The sequence below is a fragment of the Kitasatospora sp. Xyl93 genome (assembly GCF_055383135.1).
Genome location: NZ_AP029185.1, coordinates 4,212,628 through 4,227,732, shown reverse-complemented (window position 1 = coordinate 4,227,732; position 15,105 = coordinate 4,212,628). Strand labels below are relative to the sequence as shown.

Annotated in this window: 15 protein-coding genes; 6 read left to right on the top strand and 9 right to left on the bottom strand. The window is 73.5% G+C overall.

The annotated features are described in order from the left end of the window. Positions 1-131 precede the first annotated feature (131 nt). Positions 132-332: a DUF5326 family protein gene (locus ACZ5GH_RS18875; protein WP_387759609.1), complete on the bottom strand. Its 201-nt coding sequence runs from the start codon at positions 330-332 to the stop codon at positions 132-134. A 277-nt stretch (positions 333-609) separates the two neighbouring features. Between ACZ5GH_RS18875 and ACZ5GH_RS18870 the strand changes: the two genes are divergently transcribed. Beyond that, complete coding sequence (locus tag ACZ5GH_RS18870) at positions 610-1,899, top strand: hypothetical protein (protein WP_464334816.1); 1,290 nt, start codon at positions 610-612, stop codon at positions 1,897-1,899. A 101-nt stretch (positions 1,900-2,000) separates the two neighbouring features. Here the strand turns inward: ACZ5GH_RS18870 and tenA are convergent, their stop codons facing one another. Further along, positions 2,001-2,672, bottom strand: a complete 672-nt coding sequence (gene tenA / locus ACZ5GH_RS18865; protein WP_387759606.1) for a thiaminase II — start codon at positions 2,670-2,672, stop codon at positions 2,001-2,003. A 49-nt stretch (positions 2,673-2,721) separates the two neighbouring features. Then, positions 2,722-3,039 carry a cupin domain-containing protein gene (locus ACZ5GH_RS18860; RefSeq protein ID WP_387759604.1) on the bottom strand — a complete coding sequence of 106 codons (318 nt, stop codon included), beginning with the start codon at positions 3,037-3,039 and terminating at the stop codon, positions 2,722-2,724. Positions 3,040-3,159: 120 nt separating this feature from the next. Between ACZ5GH_RS18860 and ACZ5GH_RS18855 the strand changes: the two genes are divergently transcribed. Continuing rightward, positions 3,160-3,540 carry a phage holin family protein gene (locus tag ACZ5GH_RS18855; RefSeq protein WP_387759603.1) on the top strand — a complete coding sequence of 127 codons (381 nt, stop codon included), beginning with the start codon at positions 3,160-3,162 and terminating at the stop codon, positions 3,538-3,540. 93 nt (positions 3,541-3,633) lie between these two features. Here the strand turns inward: ACZ5GH_RS18855 and ACZ5GH_RS18850 are convergent, their stop codons facing one another. Then, on the bottom strand, positions 3,634-4,059 hold the full coding sequence (locus ACZ5GH_RS18850) for an SsgA family sporulation/cell division regulator (protein ID WP_387759601.1): 426 nt from the start codon (positions 4,057-4,059) through the stop codon (positions 3,634-3,636). 552 nt (positions 4,060-4,611) lie between these two features. Between ACZ5GH_RS18850 and ACZ5GH_RS18845 the strand changes: the two genes are divergently transcribed. Further along, positions 4,612-5,154, top strand: coding sequence for an NUDIX domain-containing protein (locus ACZ5GH_RS18845; protein ID WP_387759600.1), 543 nt, complete (start codon positions 4,612-4,614; stop codon positions 5,152-5,154). Here the strand turns inward: ACZ5GH_RS18845 and ACZ5GH_RS18840 are convergent, their stop codons facing one another. The 4 genes from ACZ5GH_RS18840 to pdhA form a co-directional block, all read right to left on the bottom strand. Continuing rightward, the gene (locus ACZ5GH_RS18840; protein WP_464334815.1) at positions 5,155-6,708 is read right to left on the bottom strand and encodes a globin domain-containing protein; all 1,554 of its coding nucleotides are present in this window, start codon (positions 6,706-6,708) and stop codon (positions 5,155-5,157) included. 369 nt (positions 6,709-7,077) lie between these two features. Beyond that, positions 7,078-8,421, bottom strand: coding sequence for a dihydrolipoamide acetyltransferase family protein (locus ACZ5GH_RS18835; RefSeq protein WP_387759716.1), 1,344 nt, complete (start codon positions 8,419-8,421; stop codon positions 7,078-7,080). Further along, the gene (locus tag ACZ5GH_RS18830; protein ID WP_387759597.1) at positions 8,421-9,422 is read right to left on the bottom strand and encodes an alpha-ketoacid dehydrogenase subunit beta; all 1,002 of its coding nucleotides are present in this window, start codon (positions 9,420-9,422) and stop codon (positions 8,421-8,423) included. Before ACZ5GH_RS18830 ends, ACZ5GH_RS18835 begins: the two co-directional genes overlap by 1 nt. Further along, complete coding sequence (pdhA, locus tag ACZ5GH_RS18825) at positions 9,422-10,561, bottom strand: pyruvate dehydrogenase (acetyl-transferring) E1 component subunit alpha (RefSeq protein WP_387759596.1); 1,140 nt, start codon at positions 10,559-10,561, stop codon at positions 9,422-9,424. The genes ACZ5GH_RS18830 and pdhA overlap by 1 nt, the downstream gene beginning before the upstream one ends. Before the next feature lie 149 nt (positions 10,562-10,710). Here pdhA and ACZ5GH_RS18820 point away from each other — a divergent pair, with 149 nt between their 5' ends. Further along, on the top strand, positions 10,711-11,172 hold the full coding sequence (locus ACZ5GH_RS18820) for an Lrp/AsnC family transcriptional regulator (protein ID WP_387759595.1): 462 nt from the start codon (positions 10,711-10,713) through the stop codon (positions 11,170-11,172). Positions 11,173-11,222: 50 nt separating this feature from the next. Here ACZ5GH_RS18820 and ACZ5GH_RS18815 read toward each other — a convergent pair whose 3' ends face one another. After that, entirely contained in the window at positions 11,223-11,807 is a 585-nt protein-coding gene (locus ACZ5GH_RS18815) for a TetR/AcrR family transcriptional regulator (protein ID WP_360258767.1), read from the bottom strand. Between the two features lie 129 nt (positions 11,808-11,936). Here ACZ5GH_RS18815 and ACZ5GH_RS18810 point away from each other — a divergent pair, with 129 nt between their 5' ends. Next, entirely contained in the window at positions 11,937-13,205 is a 1,269-nt protein-coding gene (locus ACZ5GH_RS18810; RefSeq protein ID WP_464334814.1) for a hypothetical protein, read from the top strand. Positions 13,206-13,367: 162 nt separating this feature from the next. Then, positions 13,368-15,068, top strand: coding sequence for a phenylacetic acid degradation protein PaaN (gene paaN / locus ACZ5GH_RS18805; RefSeq protein ID WP_464334813.1), 1,701 nt, complete (start codon positions 13,368-13,370; stop codon positions 15,066-15,068). Positions 15,069-15,105: the final 37 nt, after the last annotated feature.

Below are 15,105 nucleotides of genomic sequence, written 5' to 3'. Positions count from 1 at the left end.
TCCAGAGCGCCTCCCTGCCCGCCCGCGCGGCCGCCCCCGGCTCGGTCGCGTGGGCCGCCGGAGAACGGCCGAGGCCCGGCGCCCCTCGTGGGAGGGGGCCGGGCCTCAGGGCGGCGTTGCGGGGTGGCGGGTCAGCTCCTGGCGGCCTTCTTCACCAGGACCACCACGGCGGCCGCGATGCCGACCACCACCAGCAGCTTGATCACGATCGAGAGCAGTGCGCCGACGACGCCGAACACGAACGCGACGACGTTCCAGGCCAGTACCAGGACCAGCACCGGGATGACGATGTTGCGCACCCAGGAGGGCAGCGACTTCCAGAGCTCAGCCATGTCGGTTCCTCTTCTCCCCTCGGGTCGGCCGCCGTCCGGTGCCGCATCCCGCTTGCTTTCGGTACTTCGATCGTACGGTGGCGCGCGTGCCGGAACGAGGCCCGGCGGCCCGGAGAGAACCCCGAGATCACCCCTACCCCGGCCCCCCGGGTGACCCCGGAGAATTCGTCCGGCGGAGTACAACCTCCGGCGTTCCGGAGCGTCCAACTGGTGCCGGGCGCAAGGCCGTCCGGCGCCATCGACCAGGGGGAACCTGATCATGCTAGCCAGAACAGCCGTGTCCACAGCCGCTCTCGCGGCGCTCAGCCTGACCGTCGCGGCGCTCGCCGCCGTCCCGGCGACCGCCGCACCCACCGCGGCACCGGCAACCGCGGCGGCGACCGCTGCCGCCGACGTCACCGCACCGGCCGGGTTCGTCGGGATGACTCCGACCCGGGTCCTGGACACCCGCGACTACAACCAGGTCCCGGCGACCCGTACCGCGCGGCCGCTCCATGAGGGCGAGTACTACTCGACCCCGCTCGCCACGTTCTGCCGCAGCCACCCCCCGCAGGACTGCACCAGCGTCGTGCCGTCCGACGTCACGGCCGTGGTGGTCAACGTGACCGTGACCAACCCGACCGCCGACAGCTTCCTCTCGATCAGCCCCACCGCCGGGGCGCCGGGCACCAAGCCCGCCACCTCCAGCCTCAACTTCACGGCCGGCCGGACCGTCTCGAACCTGGTCACGGTCGCGGTCGGCCCGGTCAGCCGCACCTCCCCCTGGCTCGCCCTCTACAACAACGCGGGCGACGTCGACGTCGTGCTCGACGTGGTCGGCTACTACCGGACCGCGGCGACCGACGGGTTCGGTCCGCTGACCCCGACCCGGATCGCCGACAGCCGCAGCGACGGCACCGGCCGGCTCGGTGGCGACGCGGTGCGCACCTACCAGGTCGCCCGCCCCGAGCTGGGGACCGCGGACGCCACCTCGGTGGTCCTCAACGTCACCACCACGGACGGCTCCTGGGACAGCTTCCTGACCGCGTACCCGACCGGGAAGCCGCGGCCCGCCAAGGGCTCCAACGTCAACTTCCCGGTGGGATCGACCGTCGCGAACCAGGTCGTGGTGCCGGTCGGAGCGGACGGGAGCATCGACGTCTACAACCGGGCCGGCTGGGTGCACGTGATCGTCGACGTCGTCGGCTACTACGGGCCGTCCGGGAAGGGCCTGTTCAGCGCGCTCAGGACGCCGGTACGGAACCTCGACACCCGGGTCACCGGCGGCATGCTCCAGCGGGGGGCGACCGCGGCCGTCCAGGCGGTGCCGACGGACGGCTCCGTCCCGAACGTCGTGGGCGTGGAGGCCAACGTCACGGTCACCGACGTCACCGACTTCGGCCACCTCACCGTCTTCCCGGGCGGGGGCCAGCCGCCGAACACCTCCACCGTCAACGTCGAGCCCGGCCGGACCGTCGCCAACTCGGTGTCCACCGCCGTGACGGCCTCGGGCACGTACTCGGTCTACAACCACGGCGCCGCGGCCGACGTCGTCGCCGACCTGACCGGCTACTTCGTCACCGGCTGACCCTGCACCGCGCGCGCCCGCCGTCCGGTGCACGGCCCGGACGGCGGGCGCGCACCCGAATCGGACCGGCCGGCGCACGGCTTGACCGACCGGCGCACGGCTCAGACCGGCCAGCGCTCGCCGCGCCAGGCGGCGTCCCAGAACATCCACTCGTAGCGCGAGGTGGTCACGAAGTGCTCGACCACCCTGCGGCGTTCGGCCGCGGAGAGCTCCTCGCCCAGCCGGTCGGTGAGCGCCAGCACCCGGCGGACGACCGACTGGAAGGCCTCGTCGCCGTAGGTGGAGATCCACTTGGCGTAGAGCGGGTCGGGCGAGCCCTGGGCGAGCAGCGCCTCGCCGACCCGGGCGTAGATCCAGTAGCAGGGCAGCACCGCGCCGACCGCCTCGGCGAAGGAGCCCCCGTAGACGGTGGCCAGCAGGTAGCTGGTGTACGCCCGGGTGGTGGGCAGCACCGGCTCGGCGGCGGCCTGCTCGGCACTGCCGCCGAAGGCGGTCAGGAACTCGGCGTGCATGCCCTGCTCGGCGGCCAGCGCGCCGACCGCGTCGTCGGCGAAGGCCCGGACGTCCTCCTCGCCGGGCGCCTTGGCGGCGCAGACGGCGAGCGCGCGGGCGTAGTCGCGCAGGTAGTGCGAGTCCTGGACGACGAAGTGGCGGAAGGCCTCGCGCGGCAGGGTGCCGTCGGTGAGCCCGGCCAGGAAGGGGTGGGCGAGGATCTCGGCGTACACCGGCTCGATGGCCGCCCAGAGTTCTTCGGTCAGCGTCTTGGTGCTCATGACGCGACCCTAACCGGCGGGCCGCACGCGTCCTCCGACGCCCGGGCGTTCAGTCCTCCGGCGGGGAGAACACCACCAGTACCCGCAGTTCCTCGGTGACGTGGTGGAACCGGTGCGGAGTGCCGGCCGGCACGTACACCACCGTGCCGCGCCCGACCGTCGCGGTCTCGGAGCCGACGGTGAGTTCGGCCCGGCCGCTGATCACCTGGTAGATCTCGTCCTGGTCGTGCGGGGTCTGGGTGTCGGTGTCGCCGGGGGCCAGCGCGTACAGCCCGGCGGACATCCGCGGTTCGCGCAGGAACCGCAGGTACGCGCCGTCGTTGGCCGCCCGTTCGGCGTCCAGTTCGTCCAGCCGGAAGAGCTTCACCGCCGCCGTCCTCCCTCGTTCGCGGACCGGTCCGTCCACCTCCCGGACCAGGGGCATTCAACACCAACCCGCCGTGTGGTGGTTCCGCCGGGACGGGGGTTCCTGCCAGGCTTGGGCGGCATGAAAGGTTTCGTCATCAAGACACTGATCAACGCGGCGGCCATCTGGGTCGCCGCCTGGATCGTCAGCGGCATCCAACTCGCCCAGGGGAACGCGGACTGGCAGCACAAGGCGCTCACGGTGCTCGGCGTCGCCGTCGTCTTCGGCGTCGTGAACTGGCTGATCAAGCCGGTGGTCAAGCTGTTCTCGTTCCCGCTGTTCATCCTCACGCTGGGCCTGATCACCTTCGTGATCAACGCCCTGATGCTCCTGCTCACCTCCTGGGCCTCCGGGAAGCTGAGCCTGGACTTCCACGTGACCAACTTCGTCTCCGCGCTGGTCGGTTCACTGATCATCAGCCTGGTCTCGTGGGGCCTGCACCTGGCCCTGGACGACGACTGAGCGGTGTCGTGCGGGCGGCCGGAAGGGGCCCGCACCCGGGTTGTTCACCGGGTGCGGGCCCCTTCGTCGTGCCTGCGTCGCCTGCCGGACCGCTCACCCCGCGTTCTCACGCCCCTTGAGCAGGTCGGCGAGCTGGGCGTCGATGTCCTGCCCGGTGGACTCCTGGCCCACCGGCACCAGCCGGTCGGTGCGCGCCAGGAAGGCGATCAGCGGCGCGGAGGAGGCGCACAGCAGGGCGTCGCCGTCGGGGGAGCGCAGCACGATGCGGACCTCCGAGAGCTCCTCGCCGACCGGGCGGATGTGCACGTCGCCCTCGCCCGCGGGCCCGCTGAGCCCGTCGAGCAGCAGCTCCCGCGCGAAGTACCAGGTGACCGGGGCGTCGCCGGGCAGGTGGAAGGTGAGCCGGACGGCGTACGGGTCGTCCGCGTCGTACCCCAGGTCCACCAGGAGGCGGAAGGAGAGCTCGTGCGAGACCACGAGGTTCATCACCAGGTGACCCTGGACTGTGCTGTGCTGCATGGCGCCAGTACCTCTCGTTCAGCCCGCGCCGTCGGTTCGCTTGGTCCGATGGCGGCCGGACATGGTTTCGACGGTTTTTGTGACGGTTTAGGCAACCAATCCACGTTCGATCACCATCGTCCATGTTTGCGGATGTCATGGACAAGGTGTGCTTTTTCAAATGGTGAACGAATCGGGAGCGGTCTAGACCAAGTGCGGCCAGAGAATGAACGACGGGCTCACCGCCCCGGCCCTCCTGCGGCCATGGGCGTGCGGCACGCCGGCGCCGTCCCGGGAGGCCGTCGTTCTTCGAAAAGCCGTGCGACTCGATCCGTACCACCCGACCCTCAGCCCGAGTCCCTCGTGCAGGTCCCTGCCCGGCCCGGGCATGCGGAGCGAAGCCTCCCATGTGCCCGGTGGCTGCTCATTGCAGCACAGCGGGGCCCCGAACGGACGCACCCGACCAGGTCGGCGTTTCGACCCGTTCCCGGTGCGTTTCGACCCGTTCCCCGGGTTTCGCCCCCTCCCCGGCGCGGGAGACTCCCGCACAACGCGCCAGTCCCGGAGGTTGCCATGGGCCCCGAGAACCGCACTCCGCCACCGCGCCCGGTCGTCAAGCGCACCGCGCGGGCGATCCTGCTGGACTTGGATCCGGACGATCCGGACGGCCCGGCCTCGATCGTGCTGATCCGGCGGGTCCGGCCCGGTTCGCCGCACCCGTACTGGATCACCCCCGGTGGCGGCGTCGAACGCGAGGACCGGACGGTGGTCGAGGCGCTGCACCGCGAGGTGGACGAGGAGCTCGGCGGCAAGGTCGTGGACGTGGTGCCCGCCTTCGTCGACACCATCAGCCACACCCACCACGACGACGGCACCCCGCTGCACCCCCACGGGGTCAAGGTGCAGCACTTCTTCGTCTGCCGGCTCGCCTCGATGGACCTCAGCCGGCGGCACGGGCCCGAGGTGACCGACCCCAACGGCGAGTACGAGGTGGTCCGGCTGCCGTTCACCCGCGAGGGCGTCACCTCGGTCAACGTGGTCCCGCCCCGGCTGCGGGCGTACCTGGCGGCCAACATCGAGGGCATCCGCGCGCTCCTCGCACCCGATCTCGGCTGATCACCCGCCGGCCAGGTCGCCGGCCAGGTCGTGCCGGATCCGCTCGGCCGGCACCCCGGCGCGCACCAGCACCCCCACGCCCCGGTGCACCATCGCGGGCGGCCCGCTGAGCACCGCCTCGTGGCCGGCCCACGAGCCGAACCGGCCGACCACCTCGGGCAGTTCGCCGGTCAGCACGCCCCCGGCCGGGCCGCCGCCCGACAGCACCGGACGGACCGTCAGCCACCGGTGCAGGGCGGCCAGTTCGCGCAGTGCGGCCAGCTCGTACAGCTCCTCGGCCCGGCGGGCCCCGTAGAACACCTCGACCCGGCGGCCGGACGCCCCGTGCGCGGCGGCCTCCTCGACCAGGGCCCGGATCGGCGCGATGCCGGTGCCGCCGCCGAGGCAGAGCAGGTCCGGCCCGGCCGCGTGGTCGACGGTCATCGAGCCGGTGGCCGGGCCGAGCCGCAGCACGTCCCCGGGTGCGGCCCGGTGGACCAGCGCGTTGCTCACCCAGCCCGCCTGGACGGCCTTGACGTGGAAGGTCAGCAGCCCGTCCGGGCGGGGCGCGGCGGCGAAGGAGTAGTGCCGCCAGACCCGCGGCCACCAGGGCGTCTCCAGGGCGGCGTACTGCCCGGCCCGGAACGGGTACGCCTGGTCCGGCCGGACGGTGATCGCCGCGACGGCCCGGGTGCGGCGCTCGTGCCGGACGATCTCGCCCTGCCACCAGGGCGGCGAGGTGCGGGCGTCCTCCTCGGCGGCCTCGATCATGGTCGAGGCGACCATCCGGTAGGCGCGGCGCCAGGCCGACTCCGCCTCGGCGTCCCAGCGCTCGCCGGCGTACCGGGCCAGCGTCCGCACCAGGCACTCCTCCACCGCGACGTAGTGGCCGGCCAGCGTGCCGTACCGGCGGTGGCTGCGGCCGAGCCCGGCCAGCATGGCGCGCAGGGCCACCGGCCGGTCGATCTCGCGCACGACGGCCAGCAGGGTGCGGAACAGCCGGTCGCGGTGGACGTCCATGGCGGCGGGGAAGAACGAGCGGAGCTCGGGGTGGCGCAGGAACAGCAGCGCGTAGAAGTGCGCGGTGGCGCGGTCCGCGACCGGCTCGACGGCGGCCAGGCCGGCCCGGACCAGCTCGACGTCGCGGGCGGTGAGCGGCAGGTCGGCGGGCCCGACCTGCCCGGCAGCGGGGAGCGCGGCGGCGACGGGCGCGGCCGGGAGCTGCCCGACGGGGGTCGGCACGCCCCAGGCGTCGCTCCACCGGTCGCCCGGCCCGGCCCAGTTGTGGCCGGGCGCGTCGACGAACAGCGGGCGGAAGGCGGCGGGGGCGGCGGGGGCATGAACGGGCGCGGGCGCGAAAGCGGACGCGGGCACGGGAGCGGGCACGGCCGGCGGCTGCACCGGCCGGGCCGGGATCACCGGCCGGACGGGCTCCAGCAGCGGAACCGGCGGCAGTGGAACCGGCGGCAGCACCGCCGTCGGCGCGTCGGCCGCCACCACCGGCGGCCGGTCCGGCGGGTCCAGCGGCATCGGTGGCCGGACGGCCGTCCGCCGCGACGGGGCCCGCTCGGACACGGACTCCCACGGGGACGCGCAGTCCGACGGGGACGCGGGCTCCGACAGGGACACGGACTGGGACAGGCCCGGGACGGAGGCGACCCCCGCCGAGCCGTGCCCGGTGCGGACCAGGACTGTTCCGCGGGACTTCACCGCTACGTTTCGAGTACCCAAGAGAATCGTTTCGCCTCCGGCCGACCTGCGCCACCTGGCTTGTCTCTGCTGACGCCAAGGCAGCGTGGCACGGCCGGACGGCCCGCCCGACGAATCACGCGAAGCCCGGACATCCGGGCCCGGAACGCGCTACTCTCCTCGGTCCGCGGTCGCCCTGGGTGCCCCTCCGCACACCCAGGGCGACCGTGCCGCCCTGCCCGGGAACGACCCTGCTCAGAGCTGCCGCAGCAGCATCCCCGGCTGCTCCACGCAGTCCGCGACGAACCGCAGGAAGCCGCCGGCCGTCCCGCCGTCGCAGACCCGGTGGTCGAAGGTGAACGACAGCTGGGTCACCTCGCGCACCGCCAACTCCCCCTGGTGGACCCAGGGTTTGGCGACGATCCGGCCGACGCCGAGCATCGCCGCCTCCGGGTGGTTGAGGATCGGGGTGGAGCCGTCCACGCCGAACACCCCGTAGTTGTTCAACGTGAAGGTTCCGCCGGTCAGTTCGGCCGGGGTGAGCGCGCCACTGCGCGCAGCCTCGGTCAACCTGCCGAGTTCCTCGCCGAGTTGCTCGGTGCTCCGGCCCTGCGCGTCCCGCACCACCGGGACGACCAGCCCGCGCTCGCCCTGCGCGGCGAAGCCCAGGTGCACCGCCGAGTGCCGGACGATGCCCGAACCGTCCTCGGTCACCGAGGAGTTGAGCTCCGGGAAGCGCGCCAGCGCGACCGTGCAGATCCGCGCCAGCAGCGCCAGCACGCTCACCTTCGGCCCCGGCGTGGCGTTCAACTGCCGTCGCAGTGCCATCAGTTCGGTGGCGTCCGCGTCCACCCAGCAAGTCGCCGCCGGGATCTCCCGGTGGCTGCGGCTGAGCTTCTCGGCCACCGCCTTGCGCAGCCCGCGCAGCGGGACCACACCGTCCCGCACGGCCGGCCCGGCGGGCACCGGCCCGGCAGGCACCTGCGCGGCAGGCACCGGCGCGGCCACCCTGGCCGCGACCGCCCGCTCGACGTCCGCGCGCATGATCAGCCCGTCCGGCCCGCTCCCGGCGAGCGCGGCCAGGTCGACCCCCTGCTCCCGGGCCAGCCGCCGCACCAGCGGCGAGATCACCGGCACCACCGCCGGCCCGGCCGGAGCCACCGGAACCGCCGGAGTCACCGGCCCGACCGGAGCAACCGGCGCAACCGCGCCACCGGCGGCGGCACCCGCCCCGACCCGGCGCCGCCGCCCGCTCCGACCCGGCTCGGCGACCCCGAACCCGACCAGCGGCCGCTCGACCTCCGCCGCCACGGCGGCGGGCCCGTCCGGAGCCTCGGCGACGCCCCCCTCCGACGGCCCCACCGCGACCGTCACCAGCGGCGCGCCCACGGCGATCTCCTCGCCCTCCGCGCCGTACCGCGCGGTGACCACCCCGCCGTACGGGCAGGGCACCTCCACCACGGCCTTGGCGGTCTCCACCTCCACCACCGGCTGGTCGACCGCGATCACCTCGCCGACCTCGACCATCCAGCGCACCACCTCCGCCCCGGTGAGCCCCTCACCGAGGTCGGGCAGCCGGAACTCCCGTACGACGGGCATCATCCTCGGTCCTCCCACTGGAGCCGGGCGACCGCATCCAGGATCCGGTCCACCCCGGGCAGGTGGTGGTGCTCCAGCATCGGCGGCGGGTACGGCACGTCGAAGCCGGTGACCCGCAGCACGGGCGCGGCCAGGTGGTGGAAGCAGCGCTCGGTGACCCGGGCGGCGATCTCCGCGCCGGTGCCGCCGAAGCCGCTGGCCTCGTGCACCACCACGGCCCGGCCGAGCGAGCGCACCACCCGGCAGACCGTCTCGTCGTCGAACGGGACCAGGGTGCGCAGGTCCAGCACCGCGAGGTCCCAGCCCTCGGCCCGCGCCGCCTCCGCCGCCTCCAGGCAGACCGGCAGCGAGGGGCCGTAGGTGATCAGCACGGCGGAGGTGCCGGTGCGCCGCAGCACCGCCCGGCCGATCGGCTCGACCGGCGCCGCCGGGTCGAACCCGGCCTTGCCCCAGTAGAGCCGCTTGGGCTCCAGGAAGACCACCGGGTCGTCGGAGGCGATCGAGGCGCGCAGCAGCCCGTACGCGTCGGCCACCGTCCCCGGCGTGACCACGTGCAGGCCGGGGGTGCTGGTGTAGTACGCCTCGGAGGCGTCGCTGTGGTGCTCGACGCCGCCGATGCCGCCGCCGTACGGGATGCGGACGGTGATCGGCAGCGGGAGCCTGCCCGCCGTGCGGTTGCGCATCTTGGCGACGTGCGAGAACAGCTGCTCCAGCGCCGGGTAGGCGAAGGCGTCGAACTGCATCTCGACCACCGGGCGCAGCCCGTACATCGCCATGCCGATCGCGGTGCCGAGGATGCCGGCCTCGGCCAGCGGGGTGTCCAGGCAGCGCTCCGGGCCGAACTCGGCGGTGAGCCCGTCGGTGATCCGGAAGACGCCGCCGAGCGCGCCGACGTCCTCGCCGAGCACGTGCACCGCCGGGTCCTCGCGCATGGCGTCCCGCAGCGCGGAGTTGAGCGCCTGCGCCATGGACGCGGTGCGCACGGGTGTCGCGGTCGCCATCAGTCCGCCACCTCCGCCTCGGCGGCCAGCTCGGCGGCCAACTGCGCTGCCTGTTCGCGAAGTTGGGGGGTCGGTTCGGCGTAGACGTGGGTGAAGAGCGACATCGGGTCCAGGTCCGGGTCGGCGTGGAACTCGGCCCGCATCCGGGCCGCCAGCGCCTCCGCCTCGTCGGCCGCCTCCCGGACCAGCCGGTCGTCCAGCACGCCGAGGCCGCGCAGCGCGCGCTCCATCAGCAGGATCGGGTCGTGCTCCCGCCAGGCGGCCACCTCGGGCTCGGTGCGGTAGCGGGTGGCGTCGTCGGCGTTGGTGTGGGCCTCGATCCGGTAGGTCAGCGCCTCGACCAGGGTCGGGCCGCCGCCGGCCCGGGCCCGCTCGACCGCCTCGGTCAGCACCGAGTGCACGGCGGGCGCGTCGTTGCCGTCCACCAGCCGGCCCGGCATGCCGTAGCCGACGGCCTTGTGGGCCAGGCTCGGCGCGGCGGACTGGGCGCTGAGCGGGACGGAGATCGCGTAGCCGTTGTTCTGCACCAGGAAGACCACCGGGGCACCCAGCACGGCCGCGAAGTTCAGCGCCTCGTGGAAGTCGCCCTCGCTGGTGCCGCCGTCGCCGAGCATCGCCAGCGCGACCACCGGCTCGCCGCGCAGCCGGGCGGCGTGCGCCAGCCCGACGGCGTGCGGGGCCTGGGTAGCGAGCGGGGTGCAGAGCGGGGCGGTGCGGCTGGCCCGCGGGTCGTAGCCGGTGTGGGCGCTGCCGCGCAGCAGGGTCAGCGCCTCCAGCGGGTCGACGCCCCGGGAGACCACGGCGAGGGTGTCGCGGTAGCTGGGGAAGAGCCAGTCGCGCTCGCCGAGCACCAGCGCGGCGGCGACCTGGCAGGCCTCCTGGCCGGTGGACGCGGGGTAGACGGCGAGCCTGCCCTGCTTGGTCAGGGTGGTGGCCTGCTGGTTGTAGCGGCGGCCGACGACCAGACGGCGGTAGAGCTCGCGCAGCAGGGCCGGGTCGTACTTCTCCAGCGCGGGGGTGCCGAGCGCCCGGACGGGGGAGAGGTCCGGGAGAAGGGGCGCCGGGTCGGTGCGCGGAGCGGTGGCGCCGGGCAGCCAACCGGGCACGCCGGTGTGGTGTCTGTGGTCGAGAACGGTCATCTCGGGGCACCTCCAGGGGTGGCGGGGGCTCCCTACCGATTGTTCGGTCGTCTGTTCATCTTGACCAGAAGCGTGACAAGGTGGTGGACATTCGGCCTGTTCGGCGGTCGACTGGTGGCAGTACGTCCAAACGGTGGGGGTGGGGGGTCATGTCGGCTGAACAGACGTCCAGACTCGATCGGGTCGACCGGTCGATCCTGCGGCTGCTGCAGCAGGACGGTCGCGCTTCCATCCGCTCGGTGGCCGAGCGGGTGCACGTGTCCCGGGCCAACGCGTACGCCCGGATCTCCAGGATGGTCGAGGACGGCATCATCCGCGGCTTCACCGCCAGGGTGGACCACGAACGGGCCGGCCAGGGCGCGTCGGCGTACGTCACCCTGAAGATCGTCCAGAACTCCTGGCGGACGGTGCGCGAGCAGCTGCTGGAGCTGCCCGGGGTGGCCCACATCGCGCTGGTCGGCGGGGACTTCGACGTCCTGCTGCTGGTGCACACCGCCGACAACAAGGCCCTGCGGGAGCTGGTGCTGGGCAGCATCCAGTCCATCCCCCAGGTGCTCGGCACCCGCACCATGCTGGTCTTCGAGGAGACCGACCAGGTGCCGCCGCTCTGAGCGGCTGCACCGACCAGGTACCGCCGCTCTGAGCGGCCGGCTCCGGAGGGTCAGCGCGCCCGCAGCCCGTCGAAGGCCAGGTGCACCACCGCGTCCGCGACCCCGTCGGCGGCCTTGAGCCCGGGCCGGTACCACTCCACGATCGAGTTGATCATCCCGAACAGCAGCCGGGTGGCCAGCCGCGGCTCCACGTCCGCGCGCAGCGAGCCGTCCGCGACCGCCGCCCGCAGCAGCTCGGCGACCTGGTGGTCGAAGTCCCGCCGGCGCTCCAGCGCCCACTGCTCGGTGGCCGTGTTGCCGCGCACCCGCAGCAGCAGCGTCACGTACGGGAGCTCCGCCAGCAGCACCTCGGCGGTGCGCCGCACCACGTGCTCCAGCCGCTCCACCGCCGGCCCCCCGACCGCGGCCGGCTCGGCCAGGATCGCGAACAGCCCGTCCAGCGCCCGCCCGACCGCCAGCCGCAGCAGTTCCTCCTTGCCGCGCACGTGGTGGTAGATGGAGGACTTGGAGATCCCGGCCGCCCGGGACAGGTCCTCCATCGAGGTGCCGTCGTAGCCGCGCTCGTTGAAGACGTCGACGGTCACCGCGAGCAGTGACTCCACGGTGTAGGCGGTGCGCGTGGTGTGATCGGCCATCCTCCGAGTATCCCCGGCCGCCCGCGGCGGTACGCGATCGGGTCCCGCTGGTCCACACCAACCGGAAGGCGCAGGCCCTAGACTCTCCGGACGATCCGTTCACGTCCAGAGCACTGGGGTCCACGGCTGATGAACGCAATACCGGCAGTCGCCTCCGACGCGCCAGAGCAGCGCAGCGGGGAACCGGACGGCGCCGCGCGCAGCTGGCAGGAGCGCGGCCGCGCCCTGGTGGTCCGGTTCGGACCGGCCGTGTGGTGCTACGCGGTGCTGAAGCTGGTCGGCTTCACCGTCTTCATGAAGCTGCTCTCCTTCGCCGGTGACTACGCGAAGAAGCCGGCCCGGTTCGGCGGCGGCGCCAACCCCTGGGACGTGGTGGCCAGCTGGGACGGCTGGTGGTACCAGCAGGTGGCCCAGTTCGGCTACCACCCGGCGCTCGTACCGATCCCCAACGGCCCGCTCGGCTACACCATCGAGCAGAACTCGGCCGCGTTCTTCCCGCTCTACCCGGGCCTGATGCGGCTGGTCTCGGAGGGCACCGGCCTGGGCCTGTACGGCGCCGGGATGCTGGTCTCGGTGGTGGCCTCGCTGTTCGCCGCGGCCGGCATCCACGCCGTGGTGGAGAAGATGACCGGCGACGTCCGGTCGGGCGTGATCGCGGCCGGGCTGTGGGCGATCGTCCCGGGTTCGGGTGCGCAGTGGGCGGTCTACTCGGACTCCCTCTTCGTCGCGCTGGCCGCCTGGGCCTGCTACGCCGTGATGACCAGGCAGTGGCTCACGGCCGGGGCGATCACGCTGGTCGCCGGGCTCAACCGGCCGACCTCGGCGGCCCTGATAGGCGCCGTCGGCCTGGCCGCGATCGTCGACCTGTACCGCCGGGAGAGCGGCGTGGCGCGCCCGCTGGCCGCGATGCTGACGGCCCCGCTCGGCCTGCTCGGCTACGTCGGCTGGGTGGGCTGGCGGACCGGCGAGTGGGGCGGCTACTTCCGGATCCAGCAGGACGCCTGGATGCACTACTTCGACTGGGGCCAGGGCACCTGGCACGCGATCCGCGGGGTGCTGCTGGGCCGCGCCGACTACCCCTACGGCTTCCCGGCGCCGGACCTCCTCGCCACCCTGATCGTGTTCAGCCTGCCGGTGCTGATCGTGCTGCTGTTCCGGCTGCGCCCGCCGCTGGTGCTGACCGCCTACACCCTGGCCACGATCGTCTCGGTGCTCGGCAGCCTGGGCATCTTCGGCAACGTCTCGCGCTACCTGATGCCCGCGTTCCCGCTGTTCATCGCGCTGGCGGTGGGGATGCGCAAGCTCAGCCTGCCGGTGCTGGCCACCGTGCTGGGCACCGGGGCGGTCGCCTCCGGCTGGTACGCGGGGTACCTCATCTTCGAACTGGGCGTGCCGTAGACCCGGATCGTCCGAGCCCACGGGGGCGCGTCCGCGACGGACGCGCCCCTTCGCGCGTTCCCAGGGGATCCGCTCCGCCGCCCCCTCTTGAGCCGACCGATCGTTCGGTTACTCTGTGACGTGTCCCGTCCTGCTTTTCGAGGCCCTCCGAGGAGCGCACAGATGTCCGCAGCGGTCACCCACCCCCTCGTCAGCGAGCTGGTCGAGCGCCACCAGGCCACCCTGGACGCCGCGCTCGCCGCCGCCGCCGAGCGCGACTACTGGTCGCCCTACCCCGAGTTCCCGAAGGCGTACGGCGAGAGCGGCCCGGCGGACGGCAAGGCCGCCTTCGACGCCCTGCTCGGCAAGCCCTTCACCCTCGACGGCCACCCCACCGACGGCGACCAGGTCGGCGGCGAGGCCTCCCCGTACGGCGTCGAGCTGGGCATCACCTACCCGCACGCCGGCCCGGACGCGCTGATCGCCGCGCTCACCGCCGCCCGCCCCGGCTGGGCCGCCGCCACCCCGCTGGAGCGCGCCGCCGTCTGCCTGGAGATCCTGCACCGGATCAACGCCCGCTCCCACGAGTTCGCCCAGGCCGTCATGCACACCACCGGCCAGGCCTACGGCATGGCCTTCCAGGCCGGCGGCCCGCACGCCCAGGACCGCGGCCTGGAGGCCGTCGCCTACGCCTACGCCGAGCAGACCCGGCTGCCGCGGCAGGCCGGCTGGACCAAGCCCCAGGGCAAGCGCGACCCGCTGGTGATGACCAAGGAGTTCACCGTCGTCCCGCGCGGCCTCGCGCTGCTGATCGGCTGCAACACCTTCCCCACCTGGAACGGCTACCCGGGCCTTTTCGCCTCGCTGGCCACCGGCAACCCGGTGCTGGTCAAGCCGCACCCGCGGGCCGTGCTGCCGCTCGCGCTGACCGTCCGGACCGCCCGCGAGGTGCTCGCCGAGGCCGGCTTCGACGCCAACCTGGTCTGCCTGGCCGCCGAGCACGAGGGCGGCACCGTCGCCGCGACCCTCGCGGTCCGCCCGGAGATCAGGATCATCGACTACACCGGCTCCACCGCCTTCGGCGACTGGCTGGAGGAGCACGCCAGGCAGGCCCAGGTGTACACCGAGAAGGCCGGCGTCAACGCGGTCGTGATCGACTCCACCGACGACTACAAGGGCATGCTGGGCAACCTGGCCTTCGCGCTCTCGCTCTACAGCGGCCAGATGTGCACCACTCCGCAGAACGTGCTGATCCCGCGCGGCGGCATCGCCACCGACCAGGGCGACAAGACCTACGACCAGGTGGTCACCGACCTGGCCGGCGCCATCGAGGGCCTGCTCTCGGACGACGCCCGCGCCGCCGCGATCCTCGGCGCCGTGGTCAACCCCGGGGTGCTGCAGCGCTCGGCGGCCGCGGCCGGCGGCGAGTACGGCGAACTCGCGCTCGCCCCGCGCGCGGTGGTCTCGCCGGACTTCCCCGGCGCGACCGTCCGTACTCCGGCGCTGGTCAAGCTGGACGCCGACAAGCCGGACGACCGCGCGGTCTTCCGCAGCGAGTGCTTCGGCCCGGTCTCCTTCGCCGTCGCCGTCGAATCCACCGCCGCCGCCGTCGAGTTGCTGCGCACCACGGTCCGCGAGAAGGGCGCCATGACCGCCTCCGGCTACACCACCTCGCCCGAGGTGGAGGCGCTGCTGGTCGAGGCGGCGCTGGACGCCGGCGTCTCGCTCTCGCTCAACCTGACCGGCGGGGTCTACCCCAACCAGACCGCGGCCTTCTCCGACCTGCACGGCACCGGCGCCAACCCGGCCGCCAACTCGGCCTACTGCGACGGCGCGTTCGTCGCCAACCGGTTCCGCACGGTGGAGGTCCGCCGCCACGCCTGAGCCCGGAAGGAACCGGGCCGATGGTGCCCCCGGGCCC